This window comes from Pseudomonas sp. GCM10022186 (genome assembly GCF_042656385.1).
In the GTDB taxonomy this organism is placed as follows: Bacteria; Pseudomonadota; Gammaproteobacteria; order Pseudomonadales; family Pseudomonadaceae; genus Metapseudomonas.
Window position 1 is genome coordinate 182,164 of the sequence record NZ_JBHSOU010000007.1, and the last position, 17,908, is coordinate 200,071.

The 17,908-nt window shown below is 67.0% G+C and carries 16 protein-coding genes; 10 read left to right on the forward strand and 6 right to left on the reverse strand.

The genetic code is table 11. From position 1 onward, the window contains the following. Positions 1-40 precede the first annotated feature (40 nt). The 5 genes from ACFPU0_RS04905 to ACFPU0_RS04925 all read right to left on the reverse strand — a co-directional run bounded on the left by ACFPU0_RS04905 (position 41) and on the right by ACFPU0_RS04925 (position 6,682). Complete coding sequence (locus ACFPU0_RS04905) at positions 41-514, reverse strand: metallophosphoesterase family protein (RefSeq protein WP_377691662.1); 474 nt, start codon at positions 512-514, stop codon at positions 41-43. A 39-nt stretch (positions 515-553) separates the two neighbouring features. Further along, on the reverse strand, positions 554-1,930 hold the full coding sequence (locus ACFPU0_RS04910) for a nucleobase:cation symporter-2 family protein (RefSeq protein ID WP_377691663.1): 1,377 nt from the start codon (positions 1,928-1,930) through the stop codon (positions 554-556). A 202-nt stretch (positions 1,931-2,132) separates the two neighbouring features. Beyond that, the gene (locus tag ACFPU0_RS04915; protein WP_377691664.1) at positions 2,133-3,464 is read right to left on the reverse strand and encodes an IS4 family transposase; all 1,332 of its coding nucleotides are present in this window, start codon (positions 3,462-3,464) and stop codon (positions 2,133-2,135) included. A 115-nt stretch (positions 3,465-3,579) separates the two neighbouring features. Next, a complete protein-coding gene (gene ilvD, locus ACFPU0_RS04920; RefSeq protein WP_377691665.1) occupies positions 3,580-5,418 on the reverse strand; it encodes a dihydroxy-acid dehydratase in 1,839 nt (612 codons plus the stop codon). A gap of 238 nt (positions 5,419-5,656) precedes the next feature. Then, on the reverse strand, positions 5,657-6,682 hold the full coding sequence (locus ACFPU0_RS04925) for an Ldh family oxidoreductase (RefSeq protein ID WP_377691666.1): 1,026 nt from the start codon (positions 6,680-6,682) through the stop codon (positions 5,657-5,659). Between the two features lie 113 nt (positions 6,683-6,795). On the opposite strand from ACFPU0_RS04925, the gene ACFPU0_RS04930 reads away from it, so the two are divergent. Genes ACFPU0_RS04930 through ACFPU0_RS04955 form a run of 6 tightly spaced genes read left to right on the forward strand, consistent with a single transcriptional unit; the run spans position 6,796 to position 12,066 of the window. Then, complete coding sequence (locus tag ACFPU0_RS04930; RefSeq protein ID WP_377691667.1) at positions 6,796-7,671, forward strand: MurR/RpiR family transcriptional regulator; 876 nt, start codon at positions 6,796-6,798, stop codon at positions 7,669-7,671. Positions 7,672-7,701: 30 nt separating this feature from the next. Continuing rightward, entirely contained in the window at positions 7,702-8,460 is a 759-nt protein-coding gene (locus ACFPU0_RS04935) for an ABC transporter substrate-binding protein (RefSeq protein WP_377691668.1), read from the forward strand. A 53-nt stretch (positions 8,461-8,513) separates the two neighbouring features. Continuing rightward, a complete protein-coding gene (locus tag ACFPU0_RS04940) occupies positions 8,514-9,233 on the forward strand; it encodes an ABC transporter permease (protein WP_377691669.1) in 720 nt (239 codons plus the stop codon). Next, positions 9,230-9,934 (forward strand): ABC transporter permease, encoded by a 705-nt coding sequence (locus ACFPU0_RS04945; protein WP_377691670.1) that lies wholly within the window; start codon positions 9,230-9,232, stop codon positions 9,932-9,934. The genes ACFPU0_RS04940 and ACFPU0_RS04945 overlap by 4 nt, the downstream gene beginning before the upstream one ends. A 50-nt stretch (positions 9,935-9,984) precedes the next feature. Then, a complete protein-coding gene (locus ACFPU0_RS04950; protein ID WP_377691671.1) occupies positions 9,985-11,226 on the forward strand; it encodes an NAD(P)/FAD-dependent oxidoreductase in 1,242 nt (413 codons plus the stop codon). A 60-nt stretch (positions 11,227-11,286) separates the two neighbouring features. Then, on the forward strand, positions 11,287-12,066 hold the full coding sequence (locus tag ACFPU0_RS04955) for an amino acid ABC transporter ATP-binding protein (protein WP_377691672.1): 780 nt from the start codon (positions 11,287-11,289) through the stop codon (positions 12,064-12,066). Positions 12,067-12,260: 194 nt separating this feature from the next. On the opposite strand, the gene ACFPU0_RS04960 is transcribed toward ACFPU0_RS04955, so the two are convergent. Further along, positions 12,261-13,457 (reverse strand): class I SAM-dependent rRNA methyltransferase, encoded by a 1,197-nt coding sequence (locus ACFPU0_RS04960; protein WP_377691673.1) that lies wholly within the window; start codon positions 13,455-13,457, stop codon positions 12,261-12,263. A gap of 207 nt (positions 13,458-13,664) precedes the next feature. Between ACFPU0_RS04960 and ACFPU0_RS04965 the strand changes: the two genes are divergently transcribed. The 4 genes from ACFPU0_RS04965 (at position 13,665) to ACFPU0_RS04980 (ending at position 17,822) form a co-directional block, all read left to right on the forward strand. Beyond that, positions 13,665-14,477: an HDOD domain-containing protein gene (locus ACFPU0_RS04965; protein ID WP_377691813.1), complete on the forward strand. Its 813-nt coding sequence runs from the start codon at positions 13,665-13,667 to the stop codon at positions 14,475-14,477. Between the two features lie 42 nt (positions 14,478-14,519). Next, complete coding sequence (mutM, locus tag ACFPU0_RS04970) at positions 14,520-15,332, forward strand: bifunctional DNA-formamidopyrimidine glycosylase/DNA-(apurinic or apyrimidinic site) lyase (protein ID WP_377691674.1); 813 nt, start codon at positions 14,520-14,522, stop codon at positions 15,330-15,332. Positions 15,333-15,503: 171 nt separating this feature from the next. Then, positions 15,504-15,860: a multidrug transporter gene (locus tag ACFPU0_RS04975; protein WP_377691675.1), complete on the forward strand. Its 357-nt coding sequence runs from the start codon at positions 15,504-15,506 to the stop codon at positions 15,858-15,860. 129 nt (positions 15,861-15,989) lie between these two features. After that, on the forward strand, positions 15,990-17,822 hold the full coding sequence (locus ACFPU0_RS04980) for a Na/Pi cotransporter family protein (RefSeq protein WP_377691676.1): 1,833 nt from the start codon (positions 15,990-15,992) through the stop codon (positions 17,820-17,822). Positions 17,823-17,908 lie beyond the last annotated feature (86 nt).

The following is a 17,908-nucleotide window of genomic DNA, read 5'->3' on the forward strand; positions in this document are numbered from 1 at the left end:
ATGCCCGGAACGAAAAATGGGGATGGTCGGAGTAGAGGGTTCAATGGTCAATAGCCAGGGTGATCAGCTCTGCTTCGATCCGGCGTCCACCGATCCTCAGCAGTGCCACCGACACCGGCAGGCTGAAGCGCCGTGGCCCGGCGCTGCCCGGATTGACGTGCAGCAGCCCGGCGCGTTGGGTGATCAATGGTTTGTGGGAGTGGCCGGTGACCACCACGGCGAAGCCGCGCTCGGCGAGATCGGCGGGAATATCCGCCTGGTCATGCACCAGGTAGATGCCGACCCCGCCCAGGCGGAGTTCTTCCACTTCCGGGACGGCATCGGCCCAATCCTCGCGGTCGTTGTTGCCACGTACGACGCTGAGCGGCGCCAGTTGGCGCAGGGCGTCGAGTATCCCGGGTTTGCCGATGTCGCCGGCATGCAGGATATGGTCGCAGCCTTGCAGCGCAGCGAGGGCCTGGGGGCGGAGGAGGCCGTGGGTGTCGGAGATCAGGCCGATGCGAAGGATGGACATGGACGGGGCCCTGCCGGGAGACAGGGCCCATTCTGCCACTTAGCGGGACTGCGGGGTTTCCGGCAGGAACCAGTTCAGCAGCAGGGCGCAGAGGCCGCCGGTGGCGACGCCGGATTCGAGGATATTGCGCAGGGCCGCCGGCATGTGGGCGAGGAACTCCGGCACCTGGGACACACCCAGGCCCAGGGCCAGGGACACCGCGATGATCAGCAGGGCGCGGCGGTCCAGGGTGGTGCCGGCGAGGATATTGATGCCGGAGGCGGCCACGGCGCCGAACATCACCATGGCGGCGCCACCCAGCACCGGCTCGGGAATCGCCTGGAGCACGCCGGCCACCGCCGGGAACAGGCCCAGCAGCACCAGCATCAGGGCGATCCACAGGCCGATGTGGCGGCTGGCGATGCCGGTGAGCTGGATTACGCCGTTGTTCTGTGCGAACACCGAGCTGGGGAAGGTGTTGAAGATGCCCGCCAGCAGCGAGTTGGCTCCGTTCACCAGCACGCCCCCCTTGATCCGCTGCATCCACAGCGGGCCTTCCACCGGCTGGCGCGACACCTTGCTGGTGGCGGTGACGTCGCCGATGGCTTCCAGCGAGGTCACCAGGTAGATCACCAGCATCGGCACGAACAGCGACCAGGAGAAGCCCACTCCGAAGTGCAGCGGCGCCGGCACCTGTACCAGCGGCGCATCGTGCAGGCCGCTGAAGTCCAGGCGGCCGAGCCAGGCGGCCAGGGCGTAGCCCACCAGCAGGGCGATGACGATGGCGCAGCTGCGCATCCACACCAGCGGGATGCGGTTGAGCAGCAGGATCACCCCCAGCACGGTGCCGGACAGCAGCAGGTTCTCGCCGTTGGCGAAGCTGCCGTCGGCCATGGCGCCGAAGCCGCCGCCCATGCTGATCAGGCCCACCTTGATCAGGGTCAGGCCGATCATCAGCACCACGATACCGGTCACCAGCGGATTGATCAGCCGCTTGACGAAGGGCAGCACGCGGGAGATGCCCATCTCGACGAAGGCGCCGGCCATCACCACGCCGAAGATGGCGGCCATCACCGCTTCCACCGGCGTGCCCTGCTTGACCATCAGTGCGCCGCCGGCGATCAGCGGGCCGACGAAGTTGAAGCTGGTGCCCTGGACGATCAGCAGCCCGGCGCCAAAGGGCCCGAAGCGCTTGCACTGCACGTAGGTGGCGATGCCGGAGACCACCAGCGACATGGAGACGATCAGGTTGGTATCGCGCGCCGACACGCCCAGCGCCTGGCAGATCAAGAGGCCCGGCGTGACGATGGGGACGATGATGGCGAGCAGGTGCTGCAGCGCGGCGAGCAGGGCGGCCAGCGGGCGCGGCTTGTCTTCCAGGCCGTAGAGCAGCTCGTTGCGAGCGTCGGGAATGGGGGGCTTTTCCAGTGAAGTCATGGCGATCGACCGCAAAAAAAGCGGCGATTCTACCTGAGCGGTCAGGTTTGGTGAGGGCGCTGGCTCTTGTAGGGGCGAATTCATTCGCCAAGGGCGGCGCAGCTGCCCCCTGAGATCTCGCAGGGCAGACCTGCGGCCTGCTTGGCGAATAAATTCGCCCCTACAGAAAAGCAAAAAGCCCGGCGCGGGGCCGTAATGCTGTTCACTTTAGAGGAGCAGCATTGCGGTCCACCGGATAGCGGGACTTCGAGATCTTCACCGTCCTTGGCCTTGAGGGCCTTGGGCGGTGATCCAGAAACAGCCCTCCGATTCCCGCCCTCAACTCCGACAATCGTCTTCCCGTTGCTGAAAGCGGATTGGCCGCCGCCATCACAATCAACTGTACGGCGATGTATTGGGCTACCGGTTTAAAACGTATGTCGGAGGGGGAGTGGCCAAAAGCCACTGCGGCTTGGCTCGCCTCGCGGCGGATGACGTTATAGGCCAGCAGTATTCCCCAAACCTCCTGGTAGATCAGGTCCTTTACCTTGCTGCGCAGGGTGACTGCGTTCTGCTGCAGGGAGCTTTTGATATCCCGAAAGCCCAATTCGATCTCCCAGCGCTCCTGATACAGCTTGGCGACAGCTTTGGCGCTGTAGCGGCTGGCTGGCAGAGAGGTCAATAGGGTTCTGACCTTGCCCTGTATCTCGCAACTGACTTCGCGCACCTCCCAGTGCGTTGGCAGGTTCGAGTTGCGCTTTCGGGCCTGGGCCGACACCTTCATACGCAGTAAGCGATCCCCCTTGCCATAACGCGTCACCTCTTCACTGACCAGTGCCTTGCGCGCCGGAATCAACCAATGCCGGTTGTCACCCTGCGTGGCCAGCCCCAGCAGCAAGTCGGCACTCCAGAACCCCTTGTCGAACAGTGTCACCGAGTGGTCGGGAATCTGCTGCATGAACGTATCGGCCAAGCGCATTTCACTGCGCCGGTAGGGGCTCAACTGGGCATCCAGAATCAGGTGCGAACGCACATTCATCAACGCCACGAGCCGCAACAGGGGATACGGCGTCTGGCGGTCGGTGGAGGTGTTGCCGGAGCCGAAATGCTCTCGGAGTTCGGGGGTATCCGGGGTGCGCAGGAGCGCACCATCCACGGCCAATACCTGCAGACCCTGCCAGCTATCGCCGTCATAGCGCTCGCAACCCCATTGCTGGCCAGTCTGGCGAAACAGCCATTCAACCGGATCAGCCCCCAGTCGTTTGCGTGCCTCGGTGACACCACTTCTGGCCAGCAGGTGGTCGGAGGCCAGGCCCTGGGCGCAGATGTTCAGGCGCCGCGCCACCTCATGGACCGGCTCGTCGCGGAACAAGGCCATGCCGAGTACCAGCCAGAGCACCTGATCGCTGGGCAGGCGCCGCCGCCGGATGGTGGCCTGGGAAGAAAGGTCCAGCGCAGACGCCACCCACTCGACCGGGATGTTCTGGGTGAAGGTGCTCAAATCGGAGAAGTGAAACAACTCGCCCAGGTCGAGCAACTGCTGTTGAAAGGACATAAAAAATCCGATGCCAGAGGTATGGCATCGGATTTTCGGGGAGCCCCAGCTGCAGCTCAAATGCTTATATGAACAGCATTACGGCGCGGGGCCGGGCTTTCTGGGGCAGGGTCGATCAGCCTTCCAGCATCGCCTTGTTGCGCACCGCGCCCTTGTCGGCGCTGGTGGCCAGCAGGGCGTAGGCCTTGAGGGCGGTGGTCACGCGGCGCGCGCGGGGTGCGGCCGGCTTCCAGCCCTTCTTGTCCTGGGCGTGGCGGCGGTGGGACAGCTCCTCGTCGCTGACCAGCAGCTGGATGCTGCGATTGTGGATGTCGATGTGGATCTTGTCGCCATCTTCCACCAGGCCGATGGCGCCGCCGGCAGCGGCTTCCGGGGAGGCGTGGCCGATGGACAGGCCCGAGGTGCCGCCGGAGAAGCGGCCGTCGGTGAGCAGGGCGCACTGCTTGCCCAGGCCCTTGGACTTCAGGTAGCTGGTGGGGTAGAGCATTTCCTGCATGCCCGGGCCGCCTTTCGGACCTTCGTAGCGGATGATCACCACGTCGCCCGGCTTCACTTCGTCGGCGAGGATGCCCTTCACGGCGGCGTCCTGGCTCTCGAAGATCTTCGCCGTGCCTTCGAACACATGGATGGATTCATCCACGCCGGCGGTCTTCACCACGCAGCCGTCCAGGGCGATGTTGCCGTAGAGCACGGCCAGGCCGCCCTCCTGGGAGTAGGCGTGCTCGACGCTGCGGATGCAGCCCTCGGCACGGTCCAGGTCCAGGGTCGGCCAGCGGGTCGCCTGGCTGAAGGCGACCTGGGTGGGGATGCCGGCCGGGCCCGCCTTGAAGAAGGTGTGGACGGCTTCGTCGCTGGTCTGGGTGATGTCCCACTGGGCGATGGCGTCGGCCATGCTCGGGCTGTGCACCGTGGGCACGTCGGTATGCAGCAGGCCGCCCCGGGCCAGCTCGCCGAGGATGCTGAAGATGCCGCCGGCGCGGTGCACGTCTTCCATGTGGTACTTCTGGATGTTCGGCGCCACCTTGCACAGCTGCGGCACGCGGCGTGACAGGCGATCGATGTCGCGCAGGTCGAAGTCGATCTCCGCCTCCTGGGCGGCGGCCAGCAGGTGCAGGATGGTGTTGGTCGAGCCGCCCATGGCGATATCCAGGGTCATGGCGTTCTCGAAGGCCTTGAAGCTGGCGACGTTGCGCGGCAGCACGCTGTCGTCGCCTTCGCCGTAGTAGCGCTGGCACAGTTCGACGGCCAGGCGGCCGGCGCGCAGGAACAGTTGCTCGCGGTCGGCATGGGTGGCCAGGGTGGAGCCGTTGCCGGGCAGGGACAGGCCGAGGGCTTCGGTCAGGCAGTTCATCGAGTTGGCGGTGAACATGCCGGAGCAGGAACCGCAGGTCGGGCAGGCGCTGCGCTCGTACTCGGCGACCTTCTCGTCGGAGCAGGAGTCGTCGGCGGCCACCACCATTGCGTCCACCAGGTCCAGGCCGTGGTTGGCCAGCTTGGTCTTGCCGGCTTCCATCGGGCCGCCGGAGACGAACACCACCGGGATGTTCAGGCGCAGGGCGGCCATCAGCATGCCGGGGGTGATCTTGTCGCAGTTGGAGATGCAGACGATGGCGTCGGCGCAGTGGGCGTTGACCATGTATTCCACGGAGTCGGCGATGATCTCGCGGCTCGGCAGGGAATAGAGCATGCCGTCATGGCCCATGGCGATGCCGTCGTCGACCGCGATGGTGTTGAACTCCTTGGCCACGCCGCCGTGCTTCTCGATCTCGCGGGCCACCAGCTGGCCCAGGTCCTTCAGGTGCACGTGGCCGGGCACGAACTGGGTGAAGGAGTTGGCGATGGCGATGATCGGCTTCTTGAAGTCTTCGTCCTTCATCCCGGTGGCGCGCCAGAGGGCGCGGGCGCCGGCCATGTTGCGGCCGTGGGTGGAGGTTTTCGAGCGATAGTCGGGCATGGGGATTCCTGCGGCTGATACGGTTGCGAGTCCTGCACGACCCGCTTGTAAGAGTCATGTGCGTATGGAGCCCGGGGCGCGTGCAGGCGTGGTGATGGTCGCGTCTGCAGGGTGCCGGGGTAGCGGGGTCTCCGCGTGCCCGGCAGGGGCTCGTTCGGCCTGCCGAAGGGTAGCTGGCGAGGGATGCCCGATTCTAACCCCGGCCGCGCGGCACTGGAAAGGCGCGGGGGCGCGCCGCTCAGCGGTCGGCGAGCTCGCGCAGGCGCGCCAGCTCGGCCGCCGGCAGGGCAATGCCCTCACGTTCGGCACGCTCGCGCTGGCGGTAGCGGCGATCCCCCGGCTGGCGCTCCTGGCCGGCTTCCAGCATGCGGCTGATCAGGGTTTCGCAGCGCTCGGCGAAGGGGCGCGTGGCGCCACGGTCCGGGTCGATGAGGATCACGAGCTGGCCGGTCCAGGGCGTCTGGGCGCCGGGGTGGCCGGACCAGTCGAACTCGAAGGAGAAGTTGCCGCCGGTCAGCGCCGCGGCCAGCAGCTCCACCATCATCGACAGGGCCGAGCCCTTGTAGCCGCCGAAGGAGAGCAGGGCGCCGCCGTCCAGGATCGCCTTCGGGTCGCGGCTCGGCTGGCCCTGGGCGTCCACACCGTAGCCTTCCGGCAGGGTCCTGCCCTCGCGGGCGGCGATCTGCACGTCGCCGTGGGCGATGGCGCTGGTGGCCAGGTCGAACACCAGCGGATGGCCACCCGCGCGTGGTGCGGCGAAGGCGATGGGGTTGGTGCCGAACAGCGCACTGTGGCCGCCGTGGGGCACCACGCAGGTCATGCTGTTGACGAAGCTGAGCGCCACCAGGCCCTCGCGGGCGAAGGGCTCGACGTCCGGCCAGAGGGCGGCGAAGTGGTGGGAGTTGCGGATCGCCAGCAGCGCCATGCCGCTTGCCCGCACTTTTGCCATGACCAATTCCCGGGCCGCTTCCAGCGCCGGCTGGGCGAAGCCGCCGCCGGCATCCACACGCACGAAGGAGGGGCCCACATCTTCCACTTCGGCTTCGGCCTGGCCGTTCACCCAGCCGCTGGCCAGCGACGACAGGTAACCGGGGATGCGGAACACGCCATGGCTGTCGGAGCCGTCGCGCTGGGCCGAGGCGCAGTTCTCGGCGAGGATGGCGGCCGTTGTCGATGAGGTGCCGTGACGCTCGAAGATGCGCGCGAGCAGGTCCCGCAGCTCATTGAAGGACAGGTGGACCGTGTCGCCGGAGTGACTCTGCATGGATGGGCTCTCGTGGTTGGTCGATGGTCCCGCATCATAAGATTTGCAAGTTATCTGTCAAATATTGACTTGGTGACAGAAAACAATCATTTTCCTCGCCACCGGAGGTCCTCATGAATCGATCCCTCAAAGAACGCCTGGAAACCAGCCTGTCCGCCCGCACTGCGTCGTCGCGGGCGATCGCCAACTACATGCTGGCCAACCTGCAGGAGCTGCCGTTCGAGACCTCCGCCGCCATCGCCGGCAAGCTCGGCATCAGCGAGTCCACCGTCGGGCGCTTCTGTCGCGCCCTCGGCTATGAGCACTTCAAGGCATTGAAGGCCGACCTCAAGGACGACCTGGGCGACAGCCCCTGGCTGATCGGCGATCGCCTCAAGGAATTCCGCCAGCAGGAAGTGGCCGGCGAAGATGCCCTGTCGGTCAGCCTGCAGCGGGAGATGGCCGCCCTGGTGCGCGTCTACGAACACAGCCGCACGCCGCAGTGGCGCACGGTCTGCGAGCGCCTGGCGAGCATTCCGCGCGTCTACGCCGCCGGCTTCCAGACCGAGCGCGGCATTTCCGTGTCCTTCGTCCACCTGCTGCAGTACCTGCGCGACGGCGTGCAGCTGGTGGATGGCTCGTCCGGCTACTTCGGGGATGTGCTGCTGTCCGCCCCTGGACAGGCTGCGCTGGTGGTCTTCGAGGCGCGGCGCTACTCACGTCATGCCCTGAGCCTCTGCCGCCATGCGCGGGAGGCGGGCATCCCGGTGACGCTCATCACCGACGACTACTGCGACTGGGCGGAGCAGCACGCGGACGAGGTCTTCCGCGTACCCACGGACCTCGGACTGTTCTGGGAGTCCACCGGCCCGATGCTCTCCCTGGTCAATCTCTTGCTCAACGACGTGTTCAAGTGCCTCGGCCCCGATGTCGAGCAGCGCCTGGAGTCCGTCGCCGCCCTGCACAACGAGTTTGTTGGCTACACCTCCTCACCCGGTTCACCCCGCTAGAACAACCCTAATAAGAAAGAGGCAGCACCGATGAAACGACTCACCCGCTTGGCATTGGCATCCCTGGCTCTCTGCGGCGCCGTCGCGACCGCTCAGGCCGAGACGATTCGCATCGCGACCGAAGGGGCCTACCCGCCCTTCAACTATGTGGATTCCAGCAACCAGCTGCACGGCTTCGACGTCGATATCGCCAATGCCCTGTGCGCGAAGATGAAGGTGGAATGCGAGCTGGTGGCCCAGGACTGGGACGGCATCATCCCTGCCTTGCTGGCCAGGAAATACGACGCCGTGGTCGCCTCCATGGTGATCACCGAAGAGCGCCAGAAGAAGGTGGCCTTCACCGATCGCTACTACCGCACCCGCCTCGCCGTGGCGGTCGCCAAGGGCTCCGAACTCAAGGACACCAACCCCGAGAACTTCAAGGGCCTGGTGGTCGGCGCCCAGTCCGCCACCACCCAGGGCATGTACGCCGAGGACGTGTTCGGCGCAGCCGGCGCCGAGGTCAAGCTCTATCCCTCCCAGGACGAAGCCAACGCCGACCTGAACACCGGCCGACTCGATGCCCTGGTCCACGACAAGTTCCCCCTGCTCGACTGGCTGGCCAAGGACGGCAAGGACTGCTGCACCCTGCTCGGCGACATCCAGGGCACCGACGACGAGGTCGCCATCGCCGTGCGCCAGGAAGACAACGCCCTGCGCGAGCGCCTGAACAAGGCCCTGGCGGAAATCATCGAGGATGGCACCTACAAGCAGATCGCCAGCCGCTACTTCCCCTTCGACATCTATTGATAGTCCGCCGCGTGTCCGGCCCCGGCCGGGCACCTCGATGCGAGGCCTGAATCATGTTCGAGCAGTTGGCTCTACTTTCCCTGGGCGAGGGCGGCTGGGGCATGGCCCTGCTGGCCGGCGCCCTGGTCACCCTGTCCCTGGCGCTGGCCTGCGTGCCCCTGGGGCTCTCCCTGGGGCTGATCGTCGCCCTCGGTGCCCGCTCGCCGCGCCGCTGGCGGCGCGGCCTGGCTTTGGCCTTCGCCACCGTGTTCCGTGGCCTGCCGGAGCTGCTGACCCTGCTGATCGTCTACTACGGTTGCCAGATCGGCGTGCAGAAGTTGCTGGCCCACTTCGGTCACCACACCGAGGTCACCATCAACGCCTTCCTCGCCGCCATGGTCGCCTTCAGCCTGGTCTTCGCCGCCTTCTCCAGCCAGGTCTGGCTGGGCGCCTTCAAGGTGGTGGGCCGGGGCCAGTACGAGGCCGCCCAGGTGCTGGGCCTGTCCCGCGCCACGGCCTTCTTCAAGGTGATCCTGCCGCAGTTGACCCGGGTCGCCCTGCCGGGCCTGTCGAATAACTGGCTGAGCCTGCTGAAGGACACCTCGCTGGTGTCCACCATCTCCCTGGTGGACGTGATGCGCCAGACCAACCTGGCGGTCAGCGCCACCAAGGAGCCGATGCTGTTCTACGGCAGCGCCTGCCTGATCTACCTGCTCTTCTCGGCCCTGTCCGGTCGTGTCTTCAGCTACGCCGAGAAGCGCTACAGCCTCGGTTACAGGAGTCAGCGCGCATGAGCGAGTTCCTGCATTTCTTCGTCGATCCCGAACTGTTCGACCGCTATGGCCTGCGCCTGCTGGACGGCCTGCTGGTGACCGCCAGATTGGTGGCCATCTCCTTCACGCTGGGCATGTTGCTGGGGCTGCTGCTGGCGCTGGCGCGCAATTCGCGCAACAGGCTGTTGCGTGGCTTCAGCGGCGGCTACATCTACCTGTTCCGCGGCTCGCCGCTGCTGGCCCAGCTGTTCCTGCTCTACTACGGCGTGGGTTCCTTCCGCGAGTTCTGGCAGGACGTGGGGCTCTGGTGGTTCTTCCGCGATGCCTGGTACTGCGCGCTGGCGGCCTTCACCCTGAACACCGCCGCCTACCAGGCGGAGATCTTCCGCGGCAGCCTGCTGGCCATCGCCCCCGGCCAGTACGAGGCCGCCTCGGCGCTCGGCCTGTCGCGTGCCACCACCTTCTTCAAGGTGGTGCTGCCGCAGTCGCTGCTGGTGGCCATCGCGCCGCTGGGCAACGAGCTGATCCTGATGATCAAGGCCAGCGCCATCGCCTCCCTGGTGACCATCCACGACCTGATGGGCGTGGCCAAGGCCGGTTTCTCGCGCACCTTCGACTTCCAGCTCTACCTCTGGGCGGCGATCCTCTACCTGGTACTGGTGGAGCTGATCCGGCGCGGCCTGCTGCTGGCCGAAGGGCGCCTCGGCCGCCACCTGAACTAGACCAACCCACATCCAGGCACCCTCAGGGGTACCCATCGAAGGATCCTTTCATGGACTGCGACATTCTCGTCCTGGGCGCCGGCATAGTCGGCGTTTCCACTGCCCTTCACCTCCAGGCGCGCGGCCGTGACGTCTGCCTGGTGGACCGCGCCGAGCCGGGCTCGGGCACCAGCCACGGCAACGCCGGCCTGATCGAGCGTTCCAGCGTGGTGCCCTACGCCTTTCCGCGCAGCTTTTCGGCATTGCTGCGCTACGGCCTGAACCGGCAGCCGGACGTGCGCTACAGCCCGAGCTACCTGCCGAAGCTCGCGCCCTGGCTGGCGTCCTACTGGCACAACTCCTCCGCGCGCCGGCTGGAGGAGGCGTCGCGGGCCATGCTGCCGCTGGTGGAACGCTGCGTGGAGGAGCATGACCGACTGGTGGCCGAAGCCGGGCTCGGGCACCTGATTCGCGCGCGGGGCTGGATGGACGTCTACCGCAGCCGCGAGGCACTCGACCAGGCCGTGGCGGAAGCCCGCGCGCTGGACCGCTTCGGCCTGCGCTTCGAGGTGCTGGATGGGGCAACCCTGCGCCAGCGCGAACCGCACCTGGGCTCCATCGCCGCAGGTGGCATCCATTGGCACGACCCGAAGACGGTGCTCGACCCCGGTGCCCTGGTGCGCGGTTACGCCGAGCTCTTCGTGCGGCGCGGCGGGCGCCTGCTCACGGGCGACGCCAAGGGCCTGCGCCAGCGTAACGGCGCCTGGAGCTTCAGCGTGGACGGCGCCGAGCTGCGCGCGCCCGATGTGGTGGTGGCGATGGGGCCGCAATCGGGCGATCTGTTCCGTGCCCTGGGTTATCGCATCCCGCTGGCGATCAAGCGCGGCTACCACATGCACTACGCGCCGGCCGAAGGCGCCGAACTGGGCCATTCCGTCTGCGATGCCCAGAGCGGCTACGTGCTGGCGCCCATGGCGCGCGGCATCCGCCTGACCACCGGCATCGAATTCGCCGCTCCCGATGACCCGGCCAACGAGATCCAGTTGCGCCGTGCCGAACGCCTCGCCCGCGAACTGTTCCCCCTGGGCCGCCGCCTGGACGCCGAGCCCTGGCTGGGGCGCCGCCCCTGCCTGCCGGACATGCGCCCGGTGATCGGCCCGGCGCCCGATCACCCGGGCCTCTGGTTCAACTTCGGTCATGCCCACCACGGCCTGACCCTGGGGCCGGTCAGCGGCCGCCTGCTGGCGGAGATGATGACCGGCGCCCGCCCCTTCACCGACCCGACGCCCTACGGCGCCCAGCGTTTCCGCTGAGCGCCCGGGCGTTCCGACTTGCCGATACGCAACAAAGAGGACAACAAGATGTTATCGAGCATGAAAGCCGCCCCCGCCCAACCGCCCCGCCTCAGTGCCGTGCCACAGGCTCCGGCGGTGGTGATCGAGGGCCTCGAGAAGCAGTACGGCGACTTCGCCGTGCTCAAGGGCATCGATCTGGTGGTCCGGCCGGGCGAGCGCATCGTCCTGTGCGGGCCCTCGGGCTCCGGCAAGTCGACCCTGATCCGCTGCATCAACCGGCTGGAAGGCATCAGCGGCGGGCGCATCCTCATCAACGGCTGCGACCCGCAGGCCGATCCCGCGCGCGGCGCCGCCGCGCTGCGCGAGGTGGGCATGGTGTTCCAGCACTTCAACCTGTTCCCGCACATGAGCGTGCTGGACAACTGCACCCTGGCGCCGATGTCGGTGCGTGGCCTGTCCCGCACGGAGGCGGAGGCGCGCGCCAGGGAGTTCCTGCGCAAGGTCGGCATCGAAAGCCACGCGCACAAGTATCCCAGCCAGCTCTCCGGCGGCCAGCAGCAGCGCGTGGCCATCGCCCGGGCGCTGTGCATGGAGCCGAAGATCATGCTGTTCGACGAGCCCACCTCGGCGCTGGACCCGGAAATGGTCGGCGAGGTGCTGGACGTGATGGTGAAGCTGGCCGGCAGCGGCATGACCATGCTCTGCGTGACCCACGAGATGGGCTTCGCGCGGCAGGTGGCGGAACGGGTGCTGTTCCTGGAGGGCGGGCGCATCGTCGAGGACAGCCCGCCGGAAACCTTCTTCAACGCCCCGAAGAGCGAGCGGGCGAAGGCGTTCCTGTCGCAGATCCTGCACTGAATCCTGTAGGGGCGAATTCATTCGCCAAGCAGGCCGAAGGTCTGCCGCAGCTTGGCGGCGAGCCCTGGCGGCCCTGTTGCGTAGGGTGGACAGTGCTTTTCTGTCCACCGGGCGATACTCGGCTCGACTCCGCTGGTGGATAAAAGAGCGTTATCCACCCTACACGCTTCAGCCCACCATCAGGCGTCCTGTCCTCAGCTGTTGGGCAGCAGGCGGCAGGTCAGGCTCTTGATGTAGCGGGTTTCGGCGATGGCCGGGTGCACCGGGTGGTCCGGACCCTGGCCGCCGCGCTCCAGCAGCAGGATGTTGCGGTCCAGGTGGCGGGCGCTGGAAAGCAGGATGTTCTGCAGGTCATCTTCCGGCAGGTGCATGGAGCAGGAGGCGCTGACCAGGATGCCGTCCTTGTTGAGCAGGCGCATGGCCTGTTCGTTCAGGCGACGGTAGGCGGCTTCGCCGTTCTTCAGGTCCTTCTTGCGCTTGATGAAGGCGGGCGGGTCGGCGATCACCACGTCGAAGCGCTCCTCGGCGGCCTTGAGCTCCTTCAGGGCCTCGAAGACGTCGCCTTCCACGCAGGTGACCTGCTCGGCCACGCCGTTGAGGGTGGCATTGCGCTCGACGCCGTCGAGGGCGAAGCCCGAGGCGTCGACGCAGAACACCTCGGTGGCGCCGAAGGCCGCGGCCTGCACGCCCCAGCCGCCGATGTAGCTGAACAGGTCGAGCACGCGCTTGCCCTTCACGTAGGGCGCCAGGCGCGCGCGGTTCATGCGGTGGTCGTAGAACCAGCCGGTCTTCTGGCCTTCCATCACCGGGGCCTCGAACTTCACGCCGTTCTCTTCCAGGGCGACCCACTCGGGTACCACGCCGAAGGCGGTGTCCACGTAACGCTCCAGGCCTTCGGCGTCACGGGCGCTGGAATCGTTCTTCCAGAGCACGCCGCGGGGCTTGAGTACCTGCACCAGGGCGTCGAGCACGGCGTCCTTGTTGCGCTCCATGGCGGCGGAGGCGAGCTGCACGACGAGATGGTCGCCGAAACGGTCCACCACCAGGCCGGGGAGCAGGTCGGAATCGCCGTAGACCAGGCGGTAGAAGGGTTTGTCGAAGAGGCGCTCGCGCAGGCTCAGGGCGACGTTGATGCGGTGCACCAGCAGGGACTTGTCCAGCACATGCTTGACGTCGCGGGACACCAGGCGCGCGCAGATCAGGTTGTTCGGGGAGAGCGCGACCACGCCCAGCGGCTTGCCGCCGGCGGCCTCGAGGATGGCCTGGTCGCCCGGCTGGAAGGCGTTCAGCGGGGTGGCGACCACGTCCACCTCGTTGCTGTAGACCCACAGGTGGCCGGCGCGCAGGCGTCGATCGGCATTGGCTTTGAGGCGCAGGCTGGGCAGGGACATGTGTCGCTCTCCGGAAAAAAGGCGGGGATTATACCCCAGCCCGCACCGGCGCCGGGGGCCGCCCGGCGGGGCTCGTATCCGGCCGGAAATCCCGCGCAATGGGCGGAAGCAACCGGGTAGACTGTCGCCTCGCTCGGAGGCTTCCTCATCCCCATGGCTCAAGAACTTTCCGCAGATCAGATTCGCCAGGTGCTGCAGGGCATCAGCGTGCCCCCGCAGCCGCAGATCATGGTCGACCTGCAAATGGAGCAGGTCATGCCCAATCCGGACCTGAAGACCATCGCCCGCCTGATCAGCCAGGATCCGGGGCTGTCCGGCGCCTTGCTGAAGATCGTCAACTCGCCGTTCTTCGGCCTGGCCAACCGTATCGCCTCGATCCAGCAGGCGGTGAACCTGCTCGGCTGCAACACCGTGATCAACCTGATCAACGCGCAGTCGATCAAGGGCGAGATGAGCGATGAGACCATCGTCACCCTGAACCGCTTCTGGGACACCGCCCAGGACGTGGCCATGACCTGCCTGACCCTGGCCAAGCGCATCGGCTACCAGTCCGCGGACGAGGCCTATGCCCTCGGCCTGTTCCACAACTGCGGCATCCCGCTGATGCTCAAGCGCTTCCCCGACTACATGATGGTGCTGGAGGAGGCCTACGCCTGCGCCGGCCCGGAGCGTCGGGTGGTGGATACCGAGAACCGGCTGCTGAACACCAACCACGCCGTGGTGGGTTATTTCACCGCGCGTTCCTGGCGGCTGCCGGAACACCTTTGCGAGGCCATCGCCAACCACCACAACGCCTTGTCCATCTTCAGCGACGAGTCCGGCCGCGATGCCCCGCTCAAGACGCTCCTGGCGATCCTCAAGATGGCCGAGCACATCTGCGCCTCCCACCTGGTGCTGGGCAACCAGGCCGAGGACTACGAGTGGCTGAGCATCCGCACCCAGGTGCTGGACTATGTGGGGCTCTCGGAGTACGACTTCGAGAATCTCAAGGAAAGCATCCGCGAGCTGGGGGCGAGCTGAAACCCTCCCAACCCGTGTTACCGACCGATCCCAGAGAAACCGATGCCTGAACTACCCGAAGTCGAAACCACCCGCCGCGGCATCGCGCCCTTCCTCGAAGGCCAGCGCGTCAGCCGGGTGATAGTGCGTGAGCGCCGCCTGCGCTGGCCGATTCCCGAGGACCTGGACGTGCGCCTCTCCGGCCAGCGCATCCTGCATGTCGAGCGCCGCGCCAAGTACCTGCTGCTCGAAGCCGAGGCCGGTACCCTGATCAGCCACCTCGGCATGTCCGGCAGCCTGCGCCTGGTGGAGGCCGGACTGCCCGCGGCCAAGCACGAGCACGTGGACATCGAGCTGGAGTCGGGCATGGCCCTGCGCTATACCGACCCGCGGCGTTTCGGTGCCCTGCTCTGGAGCATCGACCCGCTGAACCATGAATTGCTGCGCCACCTGGGGCCCGAGCCCCTGACGGAGCTCTTCGATGGCGAGCGCCTGTTCCAGCTGTCCCGTGGCCGCAGCATGGCGGTCAAACCCTTCATCATGGACAACGCCGTGGTGGTGGGCGTCGGCAACATCTACGCCGCCGAGGCACTGTTCGCAGCCGGCATCGACCCGCGTCGCGAAGCCGGGTCGATTTCCCGGGCGCGCTACCTGGCGCTTGCCGTCGAGATCAAGCGCATCCTCGCCCAGGCCATCGAATGTGGCGGCACTACCCTGCGCGACTTCGTCGGCGGCGACGGCAAGCCGGGCTATTTCCAGCAGGAACTCTTCGTCTATGGCCGTGCCGGCGAGTTCTGCAAGGTCTGCGGCTCGACCCTGCGGGAAATCCGCCTTGGCCAGCGGGCCAGCGTCTATTGCCCGCGCTGCCAGCGCTGAATCCGCGCCGGGCGCCGGTCCCGGCTTCTGCGCCAGTGGCCGGCCTGCTCCCGCCCCGACGTGCCGAAAAAACCGGACTACGCTTTCTATGGCGATTGAAGGCCGTCACGCTGTCGGCCTGCCATGCGCTGTTATAGTTTTCCGCACCCCCATTGCTGAAGGATCGTCCGCATGAACCTGTTCCGCACCACCGCTGCTGTCCTGGCGCTGACCACCGGCCTGCTGGCGCTGCCGGCAAACGCGGAAGTTGTGCAGGAGAACGTCAGCGGCGACCCCATGTACACCGCCGACGCCCCCACCGGCTACCGCATGGCCGGCGACATCCTCATCGCGCGGCCGCTGCTGATCGGCGCCACGGTGATCGGCGCCGGGCTGTTCATCATCAGCCTGCCCTTCTCCGCCCTGGGCGGTAACGTCGAGGAAGCCGCCAACGAGCTGGTTGGCGTGCCGGGCCGGGAGGCTTTCGTACGCTGCCTGGGCTGCGCCATCAGCGGTTACCGGCACGACGCTTCCAGCGAAAGCTACTGAGTCCCCTGCCAAAGAGCGACGGCCCCAGCCCTTCCCGGGCGGGGCCGTCGGCGTTTCGCGGGTGACTTGCCGGCCGGCCAGCGCTTCGGGTAATAGCTGGGGCCTGGTCCTGGTGAAGGAAAACCGCCCATGCAGCAGTACTCCCGCATTCTCCTGCTCGTCCTGGCCGCCGTCGGGCTGGCTTTCAGCTTCTGGTTCAGTGCCGGCTGGCTGGAGCTCTGCGCGGGCCTCGCGCTCTTCCTGTTCGGCATGCAGTGCCTGGAGGAGGGCCTGCGGCAGCTGGCCGGGGGCAAGCTGGAGCAACTGCTGGCACGCAGCACTTCCACCTCCTTCAAGGGCCTGATGTTCGGCATTTGCGGCACCTTGCTGCTGCAATCCAGCACCCTGGTATCGCTGCTCACCATCGCCTTCATCAGCGCCGGGCTGATCCAGCTGGCCGGCGGCATCGCCATTCTCTTCGGCGCCAACCTGGGCGCCACCAGCGGCATCTGGCTGCTTGCCCTGGCCGGGCAGAACCTCAGCCTCAGCCCGCTGGCCCTGCCGCTTCTGGTGTTCGGCGTGCTCGGCGGCTTCGTCGGCGAGAGGAGCAAGGCCGCCGGGCGCATCGTCCTCGGCATCGCCTTCATTTTCCTCGGCATCGACCAGATCAAGGAGGGATTCGCCAGTTTCGGCGATGGCCTGGACTTCACCGCCTACCAGGCCGACGGCCTGCTGGGCAGCCTGCTGTTCACCCTGGTCGGCCTGCTGGTGACCGTGGTGCTGCAGTCCAGCCACGCCACCCTGATGCTGACGCTCGCCGCCCTGGCCGGTGGCCAGCTGGACCTCGTCCAGGGCTTCGCCATCGCCATCGGCTCCAATGTCGGCAGCAGTGTCACCACCGCCTTCGTCGGCTCCCTCGGCGGCAACCGCAGCGGCCAGCGCCTGGCCCTGGCCCATGTACTGTTCAACCTGGTCACCTGCACCCTGGCCTTCATCCTGCTCGGGCCGCTCGGCTGGCTGGTGGGGCGGAGCGCCGACCTGACCGGCCTGGGCGGCAACGAGCTGATCCAGCTGGCGATGTTCCACAGCCTGATCAATGCCATGGGCGTCCTGCTGTTCTGGCCGCTGCAGGAACGCCTCGCCCGGTGGCTGGTGCGCTGGCTGCCGGAGCGCGAGGAGCCCCAGGTGCTGATCACCGAGCTGGCCGCCGGGCCCGTGGTCCCCGAGCGCACTCGCGCGCGCTACCTGAACGAGCGCGCCCTGGACTCGGTGGATGCTGCCACCAATGCCGTGGTGCGCGAGTTGCGCCATCTGGCGCGCCTGAGCCTCGAGGTGATCTGCCACGCCCTCTACCTGCCGGTGGACCAGTTGGCCAGGGTCCAGGGCGACGAGCATCTGCTCCAAGCCCGGCCGGAACCCCACCACCTGGATGCCGAAGCGCTCTACCAGCGGCATATCAAGGGCGTCTATGGCGACCTGCTGAGCTTCATGGGGCGGCTCGAACTGCCCCTGGACGAGGCCCACCAGCAATTCTGGGTCGGCAGCCAGCTCGCCGCCCTGCAGCTGGTGGACGCGGTGAAGGACGCCAAGCACCTGCAGAAGAACCTCGGGCGCTACCTGGACCAGGCTCCGTCTCCCATCCGCAACGCATACGTGGACCTGCGCCGGCACCTGCTGGCGATGCTCCACGAGCTGCGCGAGCTTGGCCGCTCGGACCTCCCCGAGGACGCCTGGAACCAGCGGCTGAAGTGGCTCGACGAGCAGGCCGCGGCCTTCGACAGCGCCTTCCGCACCCGCCTGTTCAACGCCGTGCGCAGCGGCGAGCTGGATGGCCTGCAGACCAGCTCGCTGATGAACGACCTGGGCTATGCCAGCCGCATTTTCCAGAGCCTGCGCAATGTGCTGATGCTGGGGGAGGGGCAGTTGCTGTTCCGCGAGCTGCGGCGCATGGAACAGGACGAGGAGTCGCTGATCGTGCTCTAGGACTGGGGGCGGGAGGCTTCAGGCGGGATTGCGGCCTCCGTAGGGGGATAGCGCTTTTCTATCCACCATCGCGATCGCGCCGGGGC